The following is an 18282-nucleotide window of genomic DNA, read 5'->3' as shown; positions in this document are numbered from 1 at the left end:
GTAATGCGCGTATTGCTGATCAAAACCTCGTCCATGGGCGACGTTATTCATACGCTGCCGGCATTGACCGACGCGCAACGCGCAATTCCCGGCATTACCTTTGATTGGGTGGTAGAAGAGGGCTTTGCCGAAATTCCTGCCTGGCATCCGGCGGTAGCGGAAATAATCCCCGTAGCCATCCGACGCTGGCGCAAGAGCCCGTTACAGACGCTGCGCAGCGGTGAGTGGGCGCGCTTCAAGGCACGCCTGCGTACGACTCGATATGATCTGGTAATCGACGCGCAGGGCTTGCTCAAGAGCGCCTTGCTCACCCGTTATGTCAAAGCACCCGTAGTTGGCCTGGACAAGGTCTCCGCCCGGGAAGCGCTGGCCAGTCGTTTCTATGATCAGGCCATCGATGTCCCCTGGGGCCAGCATGCCGTGGAGCGGGTGCGGCAGCTGTTTGCTGCGGCATTGGGCTACAGTGTGCCGGAGCGCACCGGCGAATATGGCCTGGATCGTCGCAGTCTGGGCGGGATCAGGTCCGATATACGCTATGTCATGTTTCTGCATGGCACGACCTGGGACAGCAAGCACTGGCCCGAGATCTACTGGCGCCAATTGGCTGAATGGGCGGTGTCTGTCGGAATGCAGGTCCGCTTGCCCTGGGGCAACGATGTCGAGAAAGCCCGCGCAGAATACATAGCTGCTGAGTTGCCAGGCGTGGATGTACTGCCGCGCATGTCGCTTGCCGGGATGGCAAGCATGCTGGCCGGCGCGTCGGCATGCGTAGCAGTCGACACCGGGTTGGGGCATCTGGCAGCGGCGCTCGATGTGCCGACGCTGTCACTGTTCGGTCCGACCAACCCGGGATTTACCGGGGCCTATGGCGCGACCCAGGTACATCTGGCCGCAGATTACCCCCCGTGTGTTCCCTGCATGCAGAAAACCTGCAGCTACAAGTCGACCGCTGAAGAGGCCCGACAGTTTGATCTGCAGCGCGAACAGCCTTTTTGCTTTACCCGGTTGAATCCGCGGCGTGTACAGGCTGAACTGCAATCCCTGCTGGCAAGGGGCGCGCGCTGATGCAGCTGGCCTTTGTGCTGTATAAATACTTCCCTTACGGCGGATTGCAGCGCGACTTCAAGCGTATCGCGCAGGTGTGTCAGGCGCGTGGACACGCAGTGCGAGTCTATGTGCTGTCCTGGGATGGTGAGGTGCCGAAGGGTTTCGATGTGCAACTGGTGCCAGTAAAAGCCTGGACCAATCATCGTCGTAACCAGCGTTTTGCAGCCTGGGTACAGGCCGATCTGGCGCGGCGGCCAGTTGATCGGGTGGTGGGATTTAACAAGATGCCGGGGCTGGATGTGTATTACGCCGCCGACCCCTGCTATGAGCATAGGGCCAGAACGCAGCGCGGTCCGCTGTACCGTCTGGGCGGGCGTTATAAACATTATTCAAGGTTCGAGGAGGCGGTGTTTTCCCCTGCTACCCGGACTCAGATACTGATGATCTCTGAAGTGCAGCAGCCATTGTTCATGCAGCGCTACCGTACGCCGGCGGAGCGGTTCCATCTGTTGCCGCCGGGTATTGCGCCGGATCGTCGGGCTCCTGCTAATGCAGCGGAGATCCGCAGCGCGTTTCGCAGTGAGTTCGGACTCGGCGATGATGAACTGCTGATAGTGCAGATCGGCTCGGGCTTCAAGACCAAGGGCCTGGACCGCTCGATCCTCGCATTGTCCGCACTCCCCGAGGGCATACGCGTCCGGACGCGGCTAATGGTTGTCGGGCAGGATAACGCCCGCCGCTTTCGTGCTCTGGCGCAAGCCGAAGGGGTAGCCGATCGCGTCGAGTTTCTTCAGGGCCGGGATGACATACCGCGCTTTCTGCTGGGTGCTGATTTGCTGATTCATCCGGCCTATAACGAGAACACCGGGACAGTGCTGCTTGAAGCGTTGGTTGCCGGGCTGCCGGTGCTGACGACCGATGTATGCGGCTATGCGCATTACATTGAAGAAGCCGATTGCGGTCTCGTGGTGCCGAGCCCGTTCAGTCAGGACCAATTGAACGTTATGCTGGCACGCGTGCTGGAAGATGACGAGGCACGTAGCCGCTGGCATGCCCAGGCCCTTGAGTTTGCTGATCACGCAGATTTGTATAGCCTGCCAGAAAAAGCCGCCGATGTGATTGTGGGAGAAATTGATTGAAGCTGGTACTGGCCGAACCCTTCAAGACCCTGTGGGACGGGCGCGACGCCTTCGCTGAAGTTGAAAAGCTTCAAGGTGAGGTATTTCGCGAGCTCGAGGCCCGACGCACATTGCGTACCGAGGTTGATGGTCGAGGCTATTTCGTCAAGATTCACCGGGGCGTCGGCTGGCCGGAAATCTTCAAGAACTGGCTGACCCTCAAGGCACCGGTACTGGGCGCGGCTCAGGAATGGGAAGCGATCCAGGCGCTGACGGCGGCGGGCGTTCCGACCATGACCGCCGTGGCTTTTGGTGAGCGGGGCGTTAATCCCGCCGACCAGCACTCCTTCATCATTACCGAGGAGCTGGCGCCGACCATCAGTCTGGAAGATTTTGCGCACAACTGGCGCAGCTATCCGCCCGACACGACGCTCAAGCGGGCCCTGATAACCGAAGTGGCAAGCATGACGCGGCGGATGCACCAGGCCGGTGTGAATCATCGTGACTGTTATATCTGCCACTTCCTGCTGCACACCGACAACGAGCCGACTGCATCCAATCTGCGACTGTCATTGATAGACCTGCATCGCGCGCAGATTCGCTCAAGTGTGCCCCGTCGGTGGCGGGACAAGGATCTGGCCGGGTTGTATTTTTCGGCGCTGAATATCGGACTGACCGAGCGCGACAAGTTGCGCTTTCTGCGGGTGTATTTCGATCGGCCGCTACGCCAGATCCTCACCGAGGAAGCCGTGCTGTTGAGCATGCTGGAGCGCAAGGCGGCGCGGCTGCAGACGCGCTTCGAGCGCAAGTATGCACCGGGCAGTGATGCATGACCGGCTGGACGCTTAATCCAGAGTACGCCACCGGCGTCAGCGGCCACTTATTCGCTGATCTGGATTCGGTTTTTGCGCTGGAAGGCGAGTTGATTACCGCCGATCCCATCAGTACGGTGCATCGGATTTGGGTGGGAAATCGGTACTATTACGTAAAACGTTACACGGGCGCAGGCAAGAATCTTCGACGCTACATCGGCCGGCCACGGGTTCAAGCTGAATGGGAAAACCTGCTGCACTTTCATGCCTGGGGCATTCCGTCTGCCGCAGTCGTGGGGTTCGGCCTGGAGCGGCGCGACAGTGCCTTTCATCGCGGCGCGCTCATTACCCAGGAGTTGAGCGGTACGTCCGACATGGCGCATATTGCCAAGGACGGTGACCCACGCTTTGCGTGCAGGCGATGGGTCAATTACGTGTCACGGCAGATTGCCCATGCAACACGCATGATGCATGACCAGAACTTTGCCCATAACGATCTGAAGTGGCGCAATATTCTGGTGGATGAGAAGCCCTTTCCCGACGTGTACATGATTGATTGTCCCGGCGGGAATTTCTGGCTGGGGCCGATGTTGAAGTATCGGATCATCAAGGACCTTGCCTGCCTGGATAAACTCGGCAAGCGCGTGCTGAGCAGAACGCAACGGTTGCGCTTCTATCTCGACTATCTGGACAAGCCGACGCTCTCCCAGGCAGATAAGAAGCAGCTTCGAGCCGTGCTCAACTTCTTCAAGGGGCGAGAATGAGCCAGCCGCTGTTCATAGCAGTCAATGCCCGCGAAGTGCTGGCGCGCCATGGTCTTGATACCTTCGAGGGTCTGTGGGGATCCAGGTGCAACGCCAGCAGCAAGCGGGTGTTACGCCGTGGTGGCTGGAACACCGTGGTGCGACTCGAGCTGGAGGACATCAACGGCCACCTGCAGACCTTCTATCTCAAACGGCAGGAAGATCAACTGGTCCGCAGCCGCTCTCATCCGTTCGGCGAGCCGGTTTACGCGCGTGAATTCCGCTTTATCCAGCGCTTTGCTCATATGGGTATTCCTTCGCTGGAAACCGCTTTCTTTGCCCAGCGTCGCGTGGGCGGGCGACATCAGGCTATCCTGCTGACACGTGCGCTGGATGAGTACCGCTCACTGGATGTGTGGTTCGAACGCTGGCCTGACCTGGATTGGCAGGGCAGACAGGACCTGATCATGGCAGCGGCGGCGCTGGTGCGTGCGCTGCACAACGCCGGCAAAATGCATAACAGCCTGTATCCCAAACAGATCTTCCTGAAACTGGATGGCGATGGCGCCGGCGCGCGCCTGATCGATCTGGAAGAGACGCGCAAAGCCTGGTTCGGTGAACGCGATCGCATGCGGGATCTGAGCAGCTTGCACCGTCGCAGTCAGGTCGCGAGCAACACGCAGCAGCTGCGTTTCTTCCTGGCCTATCTGGGCCGGTCACGCTTGGATGACGAGGCGCGTCAACTATTGGTACGCATTCTTAATCGTCGGTTGACGGATTAACCAGGTCATGAACATCACAGAACAACTACGTCGTGCCCAACGCCTTCCGCCGAGTCCTTTGAAGCTTACTATCGCCAATGGATCAGAGCTGATCATCCGCCAATGGCTTCGTATCTTGCCGGCCAAACGGCTGGTGGGGCAGGGCGAGCTGGAAGGCAAACAGGTACTGGCGAAACTCTTCATCGCCCCGGCTGCCGAGCGGCATTGTATACGCGAGTTGGACGGCGTCCAGGCTGTGCTCGACGCAGGGATTGCGACCCCGGGTATCGTCGGTCACGGTGAAATCCCGGACGGCGGCCGATATTTGCTTACCGAATTTCTCGAGGATGCCCAAAGCCTCGAAACCGAGTGGGAGACGCTGAGCGACCATCCAGCGGGAAGTGAGCCCGCCATGCAGTTGTTGCGCCTAGCTTTGTCTGGTATCGCTGCGATGCACGCCAAGGGCCTGGTTCAGCGCGACTTGCACCTGGGTAACTTTCTTCTGCACCAGCGCGTGCTGCAGGTTATCGACGGAGATGCGGTCGAAGTCCTGAGCCAAGACCAACCGGTAACGGCGCAGCAGGCCGAGGAAAATCTGGCGGTATTCTTCGCCCAGCTGAACCCTGAATGGGACGAGTGGGTGGAACAGCTACTGCTGGCATATCTGGACACTAACCCTCACCGTCCTATTCACACCGAAAACCTTGCAGCGCTGATACGAACAAAGCGCCGGCTACGTCTGGAAAACTACCTCGATAAGTCCCTGCGCGACTGCACCGAGTTTGCTGTGAAGCGCAGCTGGCGGCGGTTTGAGGTCTGCAGGCGCAGCGAGCTGGCAGCGCTGGAACCCATCCTGGCGCAGCCAGACGCTGTATTTGGCGATCAGTTGCTCAAGGACGGCGGAAGCAGCACAGTGACGAAAGCCGAGATCGGCAGCCGTCCCGTGGTGGTGAAACGGTACAACATCAAAGGAAAGCGTCACTGGTTGAAGCGATTCTGGCGGCCGAGCAGGGCCTGGCACTCCTGGCTGGCTTCGCATCGCCTGGAGTTTCTGGGTATTCCTACGCCTCGATCGCTGGGCATGGTGGAAGAGCGTCTCGGACCGTTTCGTAGCCGGGCCTGGCTCATCAACGAATATTGCCCGGGCAGGGATTTGCTCGCTGAGCTAGGGACGGAGGGAGACTGTCTCCCCAGCCCTGAGTTACAAGCTGCTCTCATCTCGACGTTCTCCGGCCTGGTGAACGCCCAGATTAGCCACGGAGACTGCAAGGCCACCAATCTGCTCTGGCACCAGGGCGCTGTGGTCTTGATCGACCTTGACGCAATGACTGTCTATTCAAATGAAGCCCAGTGGAAACGTGCGTGGGCCAAGGACAGGGCGCGGTTCATCCGGAACTGGCCAGTCAACAGTCCGCTGGCACTGTGGTTGGAACAGGCTTTGCCCAGACCGATGTGACGGGCTGCTCGCATCCGGTCTCAAACTGAGACATCGGTAACGGTCTCGAGCCCACCATTAAACTGTACTGAATTTTTCCAGACGTTAGGCATCCAAATGGTTCGTGCTGTGGTGATCACAGCTACACCACCACTCGGTCTGGAAAAATGGACATTGCAAGTAGAGCCTGGGTCGATTCCCCGCCTGATGAGATAGTATTGAGCGTTGTTGTGACCACGTTCAACTATGCGCACGTGGTCGGGAGAGCTATTGAATCGGTTCTATCCCAGCTCGGTGCTAGTTCCGAGCTGCTAGTGATAGATGATGGTTCTCAAGACGAAACCGAGGCAGTGCTCAGAGATATCGCTGTTCCCCACGACATACGTGCAGCTTTTTATCGTCAGCGCAATGCGGGCCCTGCCGCGGCGCGGAATGTCGCGTTGCAGTATTGCGCTGGTAGCTGGGTGCTCTTTCTGGATGGGGACGATATGCTCCAGCCCGGAAGTCTGGACACGATCTTGGACGTCTTAGACAAGCATCCTGATGTCGATCTACTGCTAGGCGGGCACGTAGTACATTTTCCGGATGGAAGGGAGAAGTATCGAAAGCCATCTAAGTTGCCTGCTACTGCGCGGCAGCGTCTAATCGACTACCTGATTCACAAGCGCGTCAGCGTCAGCCATGGTTGCGCCGTGTTTCGCCGATCCCGCCTTGGCGCACGCCCCTACCCGGAAAAGCTGCGTCAGGGGGAAGATATAGCTGTTTTTGCTTATATGCTTTCGTGCCCAACTTGCATTACGGTTGATGCTCCCTTGGCGACTATTTTCAAACATCCAGACAGCTTGCGTAACGATGTGGGACTGGCGATATCGACCGTTGGAGTGATTACTGATGCCGTATTCTCCCGTCTCCCTCCGGAGATGCGTGAATATCGAAAAACCTATGAGGCGCAGCGGGCGCTGTCAGCCTTTCGTACGTGCTATAAAGCAGGCCGGTTCGAAGAAGCAAGGATGTTTTACTCCATGGCATTCAACCTGTCGCCGTATCAGACGGCAAAGCGGCTTTACCTCTGGAAGCGGCTGCGCATGAGTTTGGTTTTCAGGCAGGTCTTTCGTCGTGCCCGGCTATAAGATTCGCGTCAGAGCGGTTCGGCGGGCGCCTTTTTCTCTTCTTGAAAGTCCTTCGGGCCGATTATCGTAATATGCCGTCTTGCGCCGTTATCAAAGACAGCGAGCACCGCTGTGGCGCTACTGTTCAGAATATCCTGCACCACCTGACTGGTGCTGGGCTGCTCTATTACCAAGTAATCATACGATCTGGCTGCATCCGGGGAGATTTCATCGGTCGGCGCAGCGATCTCCTGGTAACCGTATCCGGCATAAAAACCTATCCGCCGATCATCGAAATAGATGCTCACATCATCTGGAAGGTGCGTCTGTATCCATGTTGCGGCGTCCAAGTAGTGGGTTCGCTTTTCCGATAGCGATACCACGTTATCTACTCCCGCTAAAACTGCTAGGCCAGCAAGGATTACGCCTGCAGCCTTGCGGTATCTAGCCAACTCGTAGGCCAGCACACCTACGAGCGGAGCTGCTAATACATGTAGATAAGATGTGTAACGGGATGTCATGAATCCTTGCTGTACAAAAAATATCATCAGAACGGCAAAGTACAGCCCCGCGCTAGCGATCATGAAAGTCGCTTCTACGCCCAGAAGAGGATGTAGTGGCCTCCAAAACCTGACGAGGAAAATCAATACGAACGGACCGAGCATCAGGACGGATTCGATCAGAAGGGCCATGAAAAATCCCCAAAAGAGGATCCTGCCCGCATGCTCATGGGAGTAATCACGGAGGGCAGCCGAAGCGAATGCGGCTGACGTCGCGTTGAACTTGTCAAAGATGGACTGGGGGTCTAGTAAGCTCAAGTAGTAGGCCGGCCGGTGACCTAACTGCTCGGGAAAGTGAACTAACCAGAATAAAAGCGCCAAAGTGGACACGCTGGCGACTGTTACAGCCAGAATGGACAGCTTCCAGTGCGCGCGCAGCCATCCCCGCTGAATCCATAACACCGTGACTAGCATGCCTGCGATGAGCAAAATCGCTTCCAGGCGAAATACGGCTGCAAACATGATGGCAACGAGGGCGGCCACCAGTGCGAGGTGCTGCCTGTCCAGGGCCCACCGCACCATCCAGAATGTGGCTAACGTGGTAAAAAACCAGAAGCCGGGCTCTCTCAGTATCACATCCCGGTAACCATTGAATGCCGGAAGAGTGAGCGCGACCAGTGCGCCCCAATAGGCAGCCTTGGGCTCAAGCAGCGCCGTTGTTTTTGTCATGACGGCGCAGCTGCCTGCCAGAAACAGCGCCATCAGCAGATTGCCACTGTTAATCATCGACAGCTTGGTAATCGAGTGCACCCAGCTAATGATTATCGAGACCCATGGCCAATCGAATTGGCCCTCGATCCCGGCATACCCAAGCAGGTTGAAAAGATTGGCCATGTGGACATAGAGGGCGGAATCGCGAGCGAGCACAGGCTGGAACTGGACCGCTACAAGCGACAAGAGCAGGCTTGCGACGAATGCGATCTTAGGTGCAGTGATTGAAATAGGTCCGCAACAAAGCTGCAAAGAATGGGGAGAGTTTTGTACGTTAGGCAAAATAAATGTCCGATACCATTGCCGCTGAGGGCTACATCTAGCCAGATTTGGGTTCCTTCTCACAACAATCAGACGTGCGGGAAGCCTTTTACAAGTGTACCGCTTTTACAGCACGTTGTGGTTGAAGGGCTCCTTTGGTGGCTGAGAGTCGGATCTGACTGGCCCATTCGCTATATTTTGGGGCGCTGTTATCAGAAGTCTAATGAACGAAACCGCTGAACTGTGTACTAACAATTCTGGAAATGAAGGCGCGATCAGCTCATGGTTTCTTCCATGTTTCGTGATTTGTAAGCCGAATAAGATCATGGAGAAAGTATGGCCAACCAATCAGCCTCTCGTCGCGTTCTGCAGATCTGCCATGGGTATGGCGGACCCTTTCTCGACTACGCGAGGCAATATGCCAGCCTGTTTGAGGGCACTCCTTACAAAGTCACAACCGTATTTTTGTCCGGTGCACCTAACGACGATGTGATAGCAGCTTGCCAGTCGGACAAGGTGATATTTCTCGAATATAGGTCCAAAGCCTTGAAGGGGCTCAAGTTTCGGGCGATTCGTGAAATCCGGCGCATAGCGCATCAAGATGACTACATGCTCTGTATAGCGCACCGGTCCAAACCCGCCTATATCGCGTGCCTTGCGACCAATCTGCCTGTCGTCTGGGTTCATCATGCTTATGGCGCATATGACAGGCTTGATCGCAGGCTTTTTGCTCAGGCCTATCGCAAGCGTATAAACATCCTTGCTGTCTCGGATGCGGTGCGGGACGATATCCGTAAGCGTTTGCCAGGATGGCCGAGCGAGCGTATTCAGACGCTTTATAATCGTATCGACATAGCCCAGGTTCAGGGGCAGCAGTTTGAACGAATCGAGGCCAGGCAACAGCTGAAGCTGCCGCAGAATGGATGGATAGTGGGTAATGTGGGGCGTCTGCATCCTGATAAGGATCAGACGACCTTGATCAAAGGTTTTGCAGCGGCATTGCCGGACCTACCCAAGAACAGCTGCCTGGTGATCCTTGGACGAGGTCGTTTGGAGAAAGAGCTAAAGGCGCTGGCGATACAGCTGAACGTATCCAAACGGGTGTTCTTCGTTGGAGAGGTACCTGACGCGCGACGCTACTTCAAAGCATTCGATGTATTCGTCCTCAGCTCTGATCATGAGCCCTTCGGGATGGTGCTTTTGGAAGCAATGGCGGCGGGCGTCCCGGTGATCTCCAGTGACTGCGGAGGGGCGCGTGAAGTGGTCGACGGGGCGGGGCAGCTGTTCCGCCTTGGTGACGGGCTCGCGTTGGCGTCCAGCCTGATTCGGGCTTCGGAAATGGGAGAGTCTGACTTCCAGGAGCAGCGTCAGGCGATGCAGAAGAAGCTGACAAACGAATTTTCCGACGCGGCGGGGAGGAAACGATTCTGGAGCTTGTCAATCGTCGGGAACGCCGGGTCTTGATTCGCTAAACGGTCACGCAACGCCTGTAGTAATCTCTCCCCGGATTAGACTTCGACAGGTCGTTGAGCCTTACGCCGATGAGTGCCAGACAATGCTGCCTTTGTTTCTGAAAAAAACGATATACCGCGACTACCGTAAGGTCGGTTTCAGGATGTACGACCGGCTAGGTAGTCGCTGGCTGCTGCATTACAGAAACTATGTGGATCGCAAGTTTATTCTCAAGCGTCCCTATGAAGATGAGCAAATGGCGTTTCTCGCAGCCCAGGTGAAGGATCGGGGCTGCACCGTTTTCCTGGATGTGGGCGCTAATTTCGGCTTGTACACAGTCCAGCTGCTCAAGCGCTGTGATTCACTGACGAGCGCTTACGCAATCGAACCGCAGCCCAGAAACTTTCAGCAGCTCTGTGCAAACATCCTCATCAACGATTTGTCCGAGCGCGTCATTAGCTTGGCCCTTGGGGCAAGCTCGGAACGGAAGCAAGTAAGCTTTCTGGAGAACAAAGGAAATAGCACCGGAACCTCCCGCATTGCTGAGACCGCGCCTGAATCCACCAAGGGCGAGAAATTCCGCACCACTACCATCGATGTTGACGCGCTCGACAACATGTTTCCCGGCATGACCGGCGAGAAGCTTGCTATCAAGATCGATGTGGAAGGCCATGAAATCCCAGTGCTAGAGGGCGCGCGCAGGCTGCTAAAAGAAAACACTTGCCTGATTCAGGTCGAGGTTCTGGATGAGGAGCCTCAGCGGCTTGAGGAGCTATTAGCACGGTTTGGGCTTAATCAGATCGCAAGGATTGGTTGTGACGTTTACCTGTGCAACGGGCTTTGAAAATAGCATTTAATCAGCACATGGGCCGAAATCCACCTGCGCCGATTATGAAGCCTTAAATTGCTATCCCCTACATATGGCGATATTCTGCCCCTTGGCTCAATAATGGCCGTGAGCCATGTTACGGTATTTGCTACTGTCTGGTAGCTTACGGTGACCCGTCTTGGTGGGGCGCGCACACCATCAAAGCCCGATTTCGTCAAAAGGGCACGTAAAAGCGCTTTCGGCGCCAAGCCTCCGCGTCTTTCAGAATGGTATTTGCAACGGATATAATCAGGCGTCTCTATCAAACCCTCCCTCGAAGGCCATATCATACATGGCAAGTGTTCCGATCGAGAGGGTATTTGGGGTTGATCACTACACTTTTCTGGCACAATGCGAAAACACCGCTAGGTAATGAGAGCAGTTAATCATGAATGATAGCGGTATCGTCTATTTCTCTAAAATGTCTCAGGCTGTACCCCATCTCGCTCAGGTTGCGTCAGAGCTCCCCGGGACATTTATAAGCAATCGGCGCTCAACCTTGAACGTTGCGAAAAGCTTGTATCCATACCTCAATACAGAGCGATACTCCAGATTCTTAGGCTCGCTTAGCAAGGGTAATCGTTCTCTAGCCAAGGCTGAAATTATTGTCACGGGCTCTCCCTATCGCAGCTTCCTGGCTCCGTACGATGCAAAAAAAGCTACGGTGTTTCACGGTACCTACATGATGCTGTCCCGCGATGCCTTGATACAGAATGCGCATTTTGATCTTCTCTGTGTGATAGGTCCGCGAATGAAGACCATGATTGGGCGGTTTTCGAATGACGTGTTGGTTAATGCGGTGGAGACCGGCTTTTTGCCATTTTGCGAGTATCCTGAGCAGTCCGGAACCCAACGAGCAGCGGTTCTGCAGAGTTTGGGCCTAGATCCCGAGAGGAAGACAATCGTTTATACCCCGAGCCGCAGAGGGCTCGGCTCTTGGAATCTGGTGGCAGAGCGGTTGGTTTCAACCGCCCCGAAGCATCTAAACTTGGTTCTGCGTCCGCATCCCAGTCAGTCAATCACGTCTCGCCGGAAAGACCGAGAGAGCTTTGGCAAGGTGCAAAAACTCATCGCTGAGCGATCGGGGGCATTTCTTGATCTCGGAAGCCGTTCGCTGGCGGAGATCGTATCCGTTGCTGATTTAGTAGTGTCGGATGCTAATTCTCCAAGTGAAGAATCTATGTTTTACGATGTTCCACAGCTATTTATTGAGACGGAAAATCTATCTCGAGACGTTGTGGTTCGTGTGGGAGTTAAGGAAGCAATGCACCCAGACGATCTGGATCGATTGTTAACTCTATACGATTGTGGGCCTAATATTTTTATTAACACGAAGGTGGATTTCTCAGAAAACCTCGACCGCGCCATATCCGATGCTTCCGCTTTTTCTGCGCGGCGTGAAACCTATTTTTCATGGGTATTTGGCAGTCGTGATCGGTTAGCTAACAAGCGCGTAGCCGAAGCTATAAGATCTCATATAATTTAAGGAACCAACATGCTTAGCAATAAAACCATTCTCGTGACGGGCGGCACAGGATCCTTTGGTAATACCTTCGTGCCCATGACGCTAGCCAAATATAATCCGAAGAAGATCATCATCTTTTCCCGCGACGAGATGAAGCAATGGGATATGGCCAAGAAATTTGCCAATGATTCGCGTCTTCGTTTCTTTATTGGTGACGTGCGGGACAAGGAACGATTATATCGGGCACTGGATGGGGTTGATTATGTTGTACACGCTGCCGCGACCAAGATTGTCCCCACTGCCGAGTACAACCCTTTCGAATGCGTCAAGACCAATATCAACGGTGCCATGAACCTTATTGATGCCTGTATCGATAAGGGTGTGAAGGGCGTCGTCGCATTGTCTACTGACAAAGCCAGTTCACCGATCAATTTATATGGCGCAACCAAACTGGCTTCGGATAAATTATTTGTGTCCGGTAATGCATATGCAGGCGAGCATGTGACCCGTTTTTCGGTCGTGCGCTATGGCAATGTTATGGGGTCGCGCGGCTCCGTTATTCCGTTCTTTATGTCTGTCAAAGACCAAGGTGTTCTACCTGTTACCGATGAGCGCATGACCCGCTTCATGATCTCCTTGGAAGAGGGCGTGGATTTGGTCTGGCATGCCTTTGAAGACATGATCGGTGGCGAAATCTACGTGAAGAAAATCCCGTCCATGAAGGTCACCGATCTGGCTCGAGTAGTGGCTCCAGAAGCCCGCCAGGAAATTATAGGCATTCGCCCCGGTGAGAAGCTGCACGAGCAGATGATCAGTGCCGAAGATTCCTACTACACCTACGAGTACCCCGAACACTTCAAGATCTTGCCTGTTATCAATGGCTGGGGAGAAACGCCGGAGCGCATCAAGGACGGAAAAAAGGTTGAAGAGGGGTTTGTGTACTCTAGCGATAACAATACAGAGTGGATGGGCGACGCGGAACTCCAGGCCTGGATTGACGCGAACCGGGAAAAGATCGGGAGTATCTGAAAATGATTCCCTACGGCAGACAGGATATTACCGAAGCGGATATCGAGGCGGTGGTGGCGGTGTTGCGCTCTGACTTTTTGACGCAAGGGCCAATGTCCCCGCGCTTCGAGCAGGCGGTTGCCAACCATGTGGGCGCCCGCCATGCGTTGGCGGTGAATAGCGCCACGTCCGCGTTGCATATCGCTTGTCTGGCGTTGGGGCTGGGGCAGGGTGACTGGCTGTGGACCACGCCGATTACCTTTGTCGCCTCTGCCAACTGCGGCTTGTACTGCGGCGCCCAGATCGATTTCGTGGATATTGACGCGGTCACCTACAATCTTTGTCCTAAAGCACTGCAGGCCAAACTGGAAGTGGCCGAGCGGGAAGGGCGGCTGCCGAAGGTCGTCGTGGCCGTTCACCTGTGCGGCCAAGCCTGCGACATGGCGGCCATTCACGCACTCGGCCAACGTTATGGCTTCAAGATCATTGAAGACGCCTCCCACGCTATTGGCGGTAAGTACCAGGGCGAGTTCATCGGCAACGGCCGCTATAGCGATATCACTGTGTTCAGCTTTCACCCGGTGAAAATCATCACCACTGCCGAAGGCGGCATGGCGTTGACTAATGACGATACGTTGGCCAGTCGCATGGCCTTGCTGCGCAGCCACGGTATTACCCGGGACCAAGAGCTGATGACCCATGAGCCGGATGGCGCCTGGTACTACCAGCAGGTGGATCTGGGTTTCAATTACCGCATGACCGAGCTTCAGGCCGCGCTGGGCGTGAGCCAGATGGAGCGTCTGGATCAATTTGTTGCGCGGCGCCATGAGTTGGCCCGTCGCTACAATGGTCTACTGAGCAATCTGCCGGTTCTGACGCCTTGGCAGCATCCTGATAGTTACTCCGGGCTGCACTTGTACGTGATCCGTCTGAAGCTGGATCAGATCCAGGCAACCCACCGCGAGGTGTTCGAGTCGCTGCGCGAACAGGGGATTGGGGTCAACTTGCATTACATTCCGGTGCATACCCAGCCGTATTATCGGCGGATGGGCTTCAAGGCAGGAGACTTTCCCCAGGCGGAGCAGTATTACGCCGAGGCCATCAGCCTGCCGATGTTCCAGACCATGACTGATGTGCAGCAGGATGAAGTCGTGGCAGCCGTGCGTGAGGCCGTTGGCGCATGAGGCTGGCGGTTATTCCGGCGCGGGGCGGCAGCAAGCGTATCCCGCGCAAGAACATCAAGGCGTTTGGCGGCAAGCCAATGATTGCCTGGTCGATTGAGGCCGCTTTAGATAGCGGCTGTTTCGATCAAGTGATTGTTTCTACCGATGATGCCGAGATTGCCCAGGTGGCGCAGCAATATGGCGCAACGGTACCCTTTATGCGTCCCGCTGATCTGTCAGATGATCACACCGGCACCATCCCAGTGATCCGCCACGCTATCGAGTGGGTCGATGCGCATTGCGTCGATGCAGCACAGCAGGTGTGCTGCTTGTATGCTACAGCGCCCTTCGTCCGCGCCGAGGATATTCGCCAGGGCTTGGCAGTGCTGACTGATACCGGCAGCGATTACGCCTTTTCGGTCACCAGTTACGCGTTCCCTATTCAGCGGGCCCTGCGTCTGACGCAGGAGGGACGAGTGAATATGTTCAGCCCAGAGTATTCCAACACCCGCTCCCAGGACCTGGAAGAGGCCTACCATGATGCTGGGCAATTCTATTGGGGGCAGGCTGAAGCCTGGCTGCAAGGTAAAATGATTTTTGCAGAAGGCTCTGCGCCAGTGCTGTTGCCACGTCATCGCGTGCAGGACATCGACACGCCAGAGGACTGGGAACGAGCCGAATGGATGTTTCGCGCTCTACAGGCACAGCCTAAATAATGGATAGCCATGTGGTGGTGTTTCGCGCGGATGCCTCCCTGGAAATGGGCACAGGCCATGTAATGCGTTGCCTGACCCTGGCCAATGCATTGAAGGCTCTGGGGCGTGAGTGCCACTTTATCTGCCGCGAGCATCCCGGACACTTGATCGAATACGTCCTTCAGCAGGGCCACAGGGTTCACCCGTTGGCCTATGTGTCTGGCGCTGATACCGATGATGATCTGGCACACGCATCCTGGTTGGGTACCACTCAGGCGCAGGACGCTACGCTGTGCGCGCCTCTCCTGGCGTCACTTCAGCCTCACTGGCTGGTGGTGGATCATTACGCACTGGACACGCGCTGGGAGCAGAAGCTCAAATCTTACTATCACAAGCTACTGGTCATTGACGACCTGGCTGACCGCCCGCACCAGTGTGATGTTTTGTTAGATCAGACGCTGGGCCGTGATTCACTGGACTATCGGCCCTGGGTGCCAGCCAATTGCACGCTACTCTGTGGTGCCCATTACGCGCTGCTTCGTCCTGAGTTTGCGGCGTTGCGCCCTTACAGCCTGGAACGCCGACGCTCAGCAGGGCTACGCCATATTTTGATCAGCATGGGTGGAGTAGATAAGAATAACGCCACCGGTCAAATACTGGCTGCATTGGCCACCGCAGAGTTGCCGGCGGACTACGTGATCACTGTGGTCATGGGCGCTACCGCACCCTGGCTTGAAGCCGTTCAGCAGCAAGCGACCAATATGCCGGTGACCACGTTAGTACGTTCGGGTGTCAGCGATATGGCGCAATTGATGGCCGACAGTGATCTGGCTATTGGGGCGGCCGGGGCAACCTCGTGGGAGCGGTGTTGCCTGGGACTACCCGCCCTTATGGCTGTGCTAGCGGATAATCAGATGACAGCTGCGGCGGAGCTAGAGAAACAAGAAGCCGTGATTACCTTTGGCATAGACCCCGGGTCCATATCAGGGTTGGGAGCCATTATTTCCCGGCTTGCTGCCGAGCCATCACGGCAGACCCGCATGAGCGAGCATGCACGACTCATCGCTGATGGTCAGGGCACCTATCGTGTAGTGAATTTACTATTGCACAACCAACGACGGGATTGCACATGACGGCGTTCGGCGTGATAAGAAACATCGACGACAGCGAGCTCGAGCTTATGCTTGCGTGGCGCAATGCGCCCGCAGCGCGACAGAATATGTACACCCGTCATGAGATAAGTCTGGCCGAGCATCTCTCTTGGTGGGCCAGAACGCAAAGCGACGCTCGTCATCGGTACTTTATGTATGAGCTTGATTCCGTACCGCTAGGAATTGTTGGATTCAATCACATTGATGAAGTGAACAGGAATTCATCCTGGGCCTTCTATGCTGCCCCCGATGCGCCTCGCGGTACCGGGAGCAAGATGGAATATCTTGCGCTCAACTACGCGTTCGACCAGCTTGGCCTTCGCAAACTGCAATGTGAGGTGCTGGCTTTCAACGAAGCGGTGATCAAACTCCACCAGAAGTTTGGCTTCACCGTTGAAGGGGTGTTAAGAGAGCAGCATCGTATCGACGGGCGATTCGTAGATGTCTATAGATTAGGACTGTTGGCCCCCGAATGGGCAGGACATCGCGAAGCGATGCACTCCAAACTAGCGAAAATTGTAAAGGCAAAAGTATGAAACCAGACTTTTCAATAGCAGGCCGCAGGATCGGTCTGGCGCATGCTCCTTATATCATCGCCGAGCTGTCTGCCAATCATAACGGCCGCTTGGACACCGCGCTGAAAATCATCGAAGAAGCCAAGAAGGCCGGTGCGGACGCAGTTAAGCTGCAGACCTACACCGCCGACACCATTACGCTGGATTGCGACGCGGAAGAGTTCCAGATCCACGGCGGGCTATGGGACGGCAAGACGTTGTATCAGCTATATCAAGAAGCCCATATGCCCTGGGGGTGGCACAAACCGCTGTTCGAGCGCGCCCGTGAACTGGATATCACCCTCTTCAGCTCTCCATTCGACAATACGGCCGTGGACTTGCTCGAAGATTTGAATGCTCCCGCATATAAAATCGCTTCCTTCGAAGCCGTCGATCTGCCGCTGATAAAGTACGTAGCAAGCACCGGAAAACCGATGATTATCTCCACCGGGATGGCCGACGCCGAAGAAATCAGCGAAGCTATCGGAGCCGCCCGAGAAGGAGGCTGCAAGGAACTGGCTATCCTGCACTGCGTCAGCGGTTATCCAGCCCCGGCGGCGGACTACAACTTGCGTACCATCCCGGACATGATGGAGCGCTTTGGGCTGGTTACCGGGTTATCCGACCATACTCTGGATAACACCACAGCGATTGCCAGCGTAGTACTGGGTGCCTCCATCATTGAGAAACACTTCACACTGGACCGCAGCGGTGGTGGTCCGGATGACAGCTTCTCATTGGAGCCTGCCGAGCTGGCGGCTTTATGTCGGGATAGCAAGACAGCCTGGTCCGCGCTGGGCGAGGTGAACTATGGACGCAAATCCAGCGAGCAGAGCAATGCACAGTTTCGACGGTCGTTGTATTTTGTGAAAGACCTGAAGGCCGGCGATATCATAACCGTTGATGCGGTTCGGAGCGTGAGGCCTGGGTTTGGATTGCCTCCTAAGGATCTCGAGCAGATTATAGGTAAGCCGGTTTTACGGGATGTTGAGAAATTCAGACCTGTGTCAGCAACTGATCTCGATCGGAGGACGAACGACTAGGATAAAAAAAGTATCCACATAGGCTGGTCTAAGCTTTAGAGTTTTCAATGACTTCGACTTTTCTATCTTGTTTTTTTGCCTGCGAGTATTGGTCAGTTATGAAAAGCACGCAGTATTATGGTGCTAGCATATAGCAGTCGTTGGTGGAGTTCATCAGAGTTTCTCCCGATAGAACTTATGGGCGGCAGGGTAAAAATACAGAAGTCGTAATTTTGTATTTTGCTTTTTCGTATGGCGCAGCATATGTATGCCGAGCGCAGTAGATTCCTGATTTCGGTCGCAAAAATATTAGCCGAAGACTAATGAAAAGTCATGCAGTTGAAATC

General features: G+C 55.4%; 17 protein-coding genes. 16 read left to right on the top strand and 1 reads right to left on the bottom strand.

What is annotated here, in order from left to right:
* Positions 1-3: 3 nt before the first annotated feature.
* The 7 genes from waaC (at position 4) to FHK95_RS02890 (ending at position 7046) form a co-directional block, all read left to right on the top strand.
* On the top strand, positions 4-1065 hold the full coding sequence (gene waaC / locus FHK95_RS02920; protein ID WP_150303105.1) for a lipopolysaccharide heptosyltransferase I: 1062 nt from the start codon (positions 4-6) through the stop codon (positions 1063-1065).
* Positions 1065-2186 (top strand): glycosyltransferase family 4 protein, encoded by a 1122-nt coding sequence (locus tag FHK95_RS02915; RefSeq protein ID WP_150303104.1) that lies wholly within the window; start codon positions 1065-1067, stop codon positions 2184-2186. Before waaC ends, FHK95_RS02915 begins: the two co-directional genes overlap by 1 nt.
* The gene (gene rfaP, locus FHK95_RS02910; RefSeq protein WP_150303103.1) at positions 2183-2998 is read left to right on the top strand and encodes a lipopolysaccharide core heptose(I) kinase RfaP; all 816 of its coding nucleotides are present in this window, start codon (positions 2183-2185) and stop codon (positions 2996-2998) included. The genes FHK95_RS02915 and rfaP overlap by 4 nt, the downstream gene beginning before the upstream one ends.
* Positions 2995-3741: a lipopolysaccharide kinase InaA family protein gene (locus FHK95_RS02905; RefSeq protein WP_150303102.1), complete on the top strand. Its 747-nt coding sequence runs from the start codon at positions 2995-2997 to the stop codon at positions 3739-3741. Before rfaP ends, FHK95_RS02905 begins: the two co-directional genes overlap by 4 nt.
* Entirely contained in the window at positions 3738-4502 is a 765-nt protein-coding gene (locus tag FHK95_RS02900) for a lipopolysaccharide kinase InaA family protein (protein ID WP_150303101.1), read from the top strand. The genes FHK95_RS02905 and FHK95_RS02900 overlap by 4 nt, the downstream gene beginning before the upstream one ends.
* Before the next feature lie 7 nt (positions 4503-4509).
* Positions 4510-5937 (top strand): lipopolysaccharide kinase InaA family protein, encoded by a 1428-nt coding sequence (locus FHK95_RS02895; RefSeq protein WP_150303100.1) that lies wholly within the window; start codon positions 4510-4512, stop codon positions 5935-5937.
* 209 nt (positions 5938-6146) lie between these two features.
* Positions 6147-7046: a glycosyltransferase family 2 protein gene (locus FHK95_RS02890; protein ID WP_206668523.1), complete on the top strand. Its 900-nt coding sequence runs from the start codon at positions 6147-6149 to the stop codon at positions 7044-7046.
* Positions 7047-7054: 8 nt separating this feature from the next.
* On the opposite strand, the gene FHK95_RS02885 is transcribed toward FHK95_RS02890, so the two are convergent.
* On the bottom strand, positions 7055-8578 hold the full coding sequence (locus tag FHK95_RS02885) for a hypothetical protein (protein WP_150303098.1): 1524 nt from the start codon (positions 8576-8578) through the stop codon (positions 7055-7057).
* 315 nt (positions 8579-8893) lie between these two features.
* On the opposite strand from FHK95_RS02885, the gene FHK95_RS02880 reads away from it, so the two are divergent.
* The 9 genes from FHK95_RS02880 (at position 8894) to pseI (ending at position 17956) form a co-directional block, all read left to right on the top strand.
* Positions 8894-10021 carry a glycosyltransferase gene (locus FHK95_RS02880; RefSeq protein WP_150303097.1) on the top strand — a complete coding sequence of 376 codons (1128 nt, stop codon included), beginning with the start codon at positions 8894-8896 and terminating at the stop codon, positions 10019-10021.
* 91 nt (positions 10022-10112) lie between these two features.
* Positions 10113-10853, top strand: a complete 741-nt coding sequence (locus FHK95_RS02875) for an FkbM family methyltransferase (protein ID WP_150303096.1) — start codon at positions 10113-10115, stop codon at positions 10851-10853.
* A gap of 412 nt (positions 10854-11265) precedes the next feature.
* Positions 11266-12363 carry a hypothetical protein gene (locus tag FHK95_RS02870; RefSeq protein ID WP_150303095.1) on the top strand — a complete coding sequence of 366 codons (1098 nt, stop codon included), beginning with the start codon at positions 11266-11268 and terminating at the stop codon, positions 12361-12363.
* 9 nt (positions 12364-12372) lie between these two features.
* Positions 12373-13371, top strand: coding sequence for a UDP-N-acetylglucosamine 4,6-dehydratase (inverting) (gene pseB / locus FHK95_RS02865; RefSeq protein ID WP_150303094.1), 999 nt, complete (start codon positions 12373-12375; stop codon positions 13369-13371).
* Between the two features lie 2 nt (positions 13372-13373).
* Positions 13374-14534, top strand: a complete 1161-nt coding sequence (gene pseC / locus FHK95_RS02860; protein ID WP_150303093.1) for a UDP-4-amino-4,6-dideoxy-N-acetyl-beta-L-altrosamine transaminase — start codon at positions 13374-13376, stop codon at positions 14532-14534.
* Positions 14531-15229, top strand: a complete 699-nt coding sequence (gene pseF / locus FHK95_RS02855; RefSeq protein ID WP_150303092.1) for a pseudaminic acid cytidylyltransferase — start codon at positions 14531-14533, stop codon at positions 15227-15229. The genes pseC and pseF overlap by 4 nt, the downstream gene beginning before the upstream one ends.
* A complete protein-coding gene (gene pseG, locus FHK95_RS02850; protein ID WP_150303091.1) occupies positions 15229-16341 on the top strand; it encodes a UDP-2,4-diacetamido-2,4,6-trideoxy-beta-L-altropyranose hydrolase in 1113 nt (370 codons plus the stop codon). Before pseF ends, pseG begins: the two co-directional genes overlap by 1 nt.
* Positions 16338-16895 carry a UDP-4-amino-4,6-dideoxy-N-acetyl-beta-L-altrosamine N-acetyltransferase gene (gene pseH / locus FHK95_RS02845; RefSeq protein WP_150303090.1) on the top strand — a complete coding sequence of 186 codons (558 nt, stop codon included), beginning with the start codon at positions 16338-16340 and terminating at the stop codon, positions 16893-16895. The genes pseG and pseH overlap by 4 nt, the downstream gene beginning before the upstream one ends.
* On the top strand, positions 16892-17956 hold the full coding sequence (gene pseI / locus FHK95_RS02840) for a pseudaminic acid synthase (protein ID WP_150303295.1): 1065 nt from the start codon (positions 16892-16894) through the stop codon (positions 17954-17956). Before pseH ends, pseI begins: the two co-directional genes overlap by 4 nt.
* Positions 17957-18282: the final 326 nt, after the last annotated feature.

This window comes from Pseudomonas saliphila, assembly GCF_008638345.1.
GTDB classification, from domain to species: Bacteria; Pseudomonadota; Gammaproteobacteria; order Pseudomonadales; family Pseudomonadaceae; genus Halopseudomonas; species Halopseudomonas saliphila.
The sequence above is the reverse complement of the archived record's forward strand: the minus strand, read 5'-3'. Positions and strand labels throughout refer to the sequence as shown.

Bases quoted from the DNA above. Each gene is read 5' to 3' on its own strand.
- waaC (WP_150303105.1), top strand. From the start codon at position 4: ATGCGCGTATTGCTGATCAAAACCTCGTCCATGGGCGACGTTATTCAT.
- FHK95_RS02915 (WP_150303104.1), top strand. From the start codon at position 1,065: ATGCAGCTGGCCTTTGTGCTGTATAAATACTTCCCTTACGGCGGATTG.
- FHK95_RS02905 (WP_150303102.1), top strand. From the start codon at position 2,995: ATGACCGGCTGGACGCTTAATCCAGAGTACGCCACCGGCGTCAGCGGC.
- FHK95_RS02900 (WP_150303101.1), top strand. From the start codon at position 3,738: ATGAGCCAGCCGCTGTTCATAGCAGTCAATGCCCGCGAAGTGCTGGCG.
- FHK95_RS02895 (WP_150303100.1), top strand. From the start codon at position 4,510: ATGAACATCACAGAACAACTACGTCGTGCCCAACGCCTTCCGCCGAGT.
- FHK95_RS02880 (WP_150303097.1), top strand. From the start codon at position 8,894: ATGGCCAACCAATCAGCCTCTCGTCGCGTTCTGCAGATCTGCCATGGG.
- FHK95_RS02875 (WP_150303096.1), top strand. From the start codon at position 10,113: ATGCTGCCTTTGTTTCTGAAAAAAACGATATACCGCGACTACCGTAAG.
- FHK95_RS02870 (WP_150303095.1), top strand. From the start codon at position 11,266: ATGAATGATAGCGGTATCGTCTATTTCTCTAAAATGTCTCAGGCTGTA.
- pseB (WP_150303094.1), top strand. From the start codon at position 12,373: ATGCTTAGCAATAAAACCATTCTCGTGACGGGCGGCACAGGATCCTTT.
- pseC (WP_150303093.1), top strand. From the start codon at position 13,374: ATGATTCCCTACGGCAGACAGGATATTACCGAAGCGGATATCGAGGCG.
- pseF (WP_150303092.1), top strand. From the start codon at position 14,531: ATGAGGCTGGCGGTTATTCCGGCGCGGGGCGGCAGCAAGCGTATCCCG.
- pseG (WP_150303091.1), top strand. From the start codon at position 15,229: ATGGATAGCCATGTGGTGGTGTTTCGCGCGGATGCCTCCCTGGAAATG.
- pseH (WP_150303090.1), top strand. From the start codon at position 16,338: ATGACGGCGTTCGGCGTGATAAGAAACATCGACGACAGCGAGCTCGAG.
- pseI (WP_150303295.1), top strand. From the start codon at position 16,892: ATGAAACCAGACTTTTCAATAGCAGGCCGCAGGATCGGTCTGGCGCAT.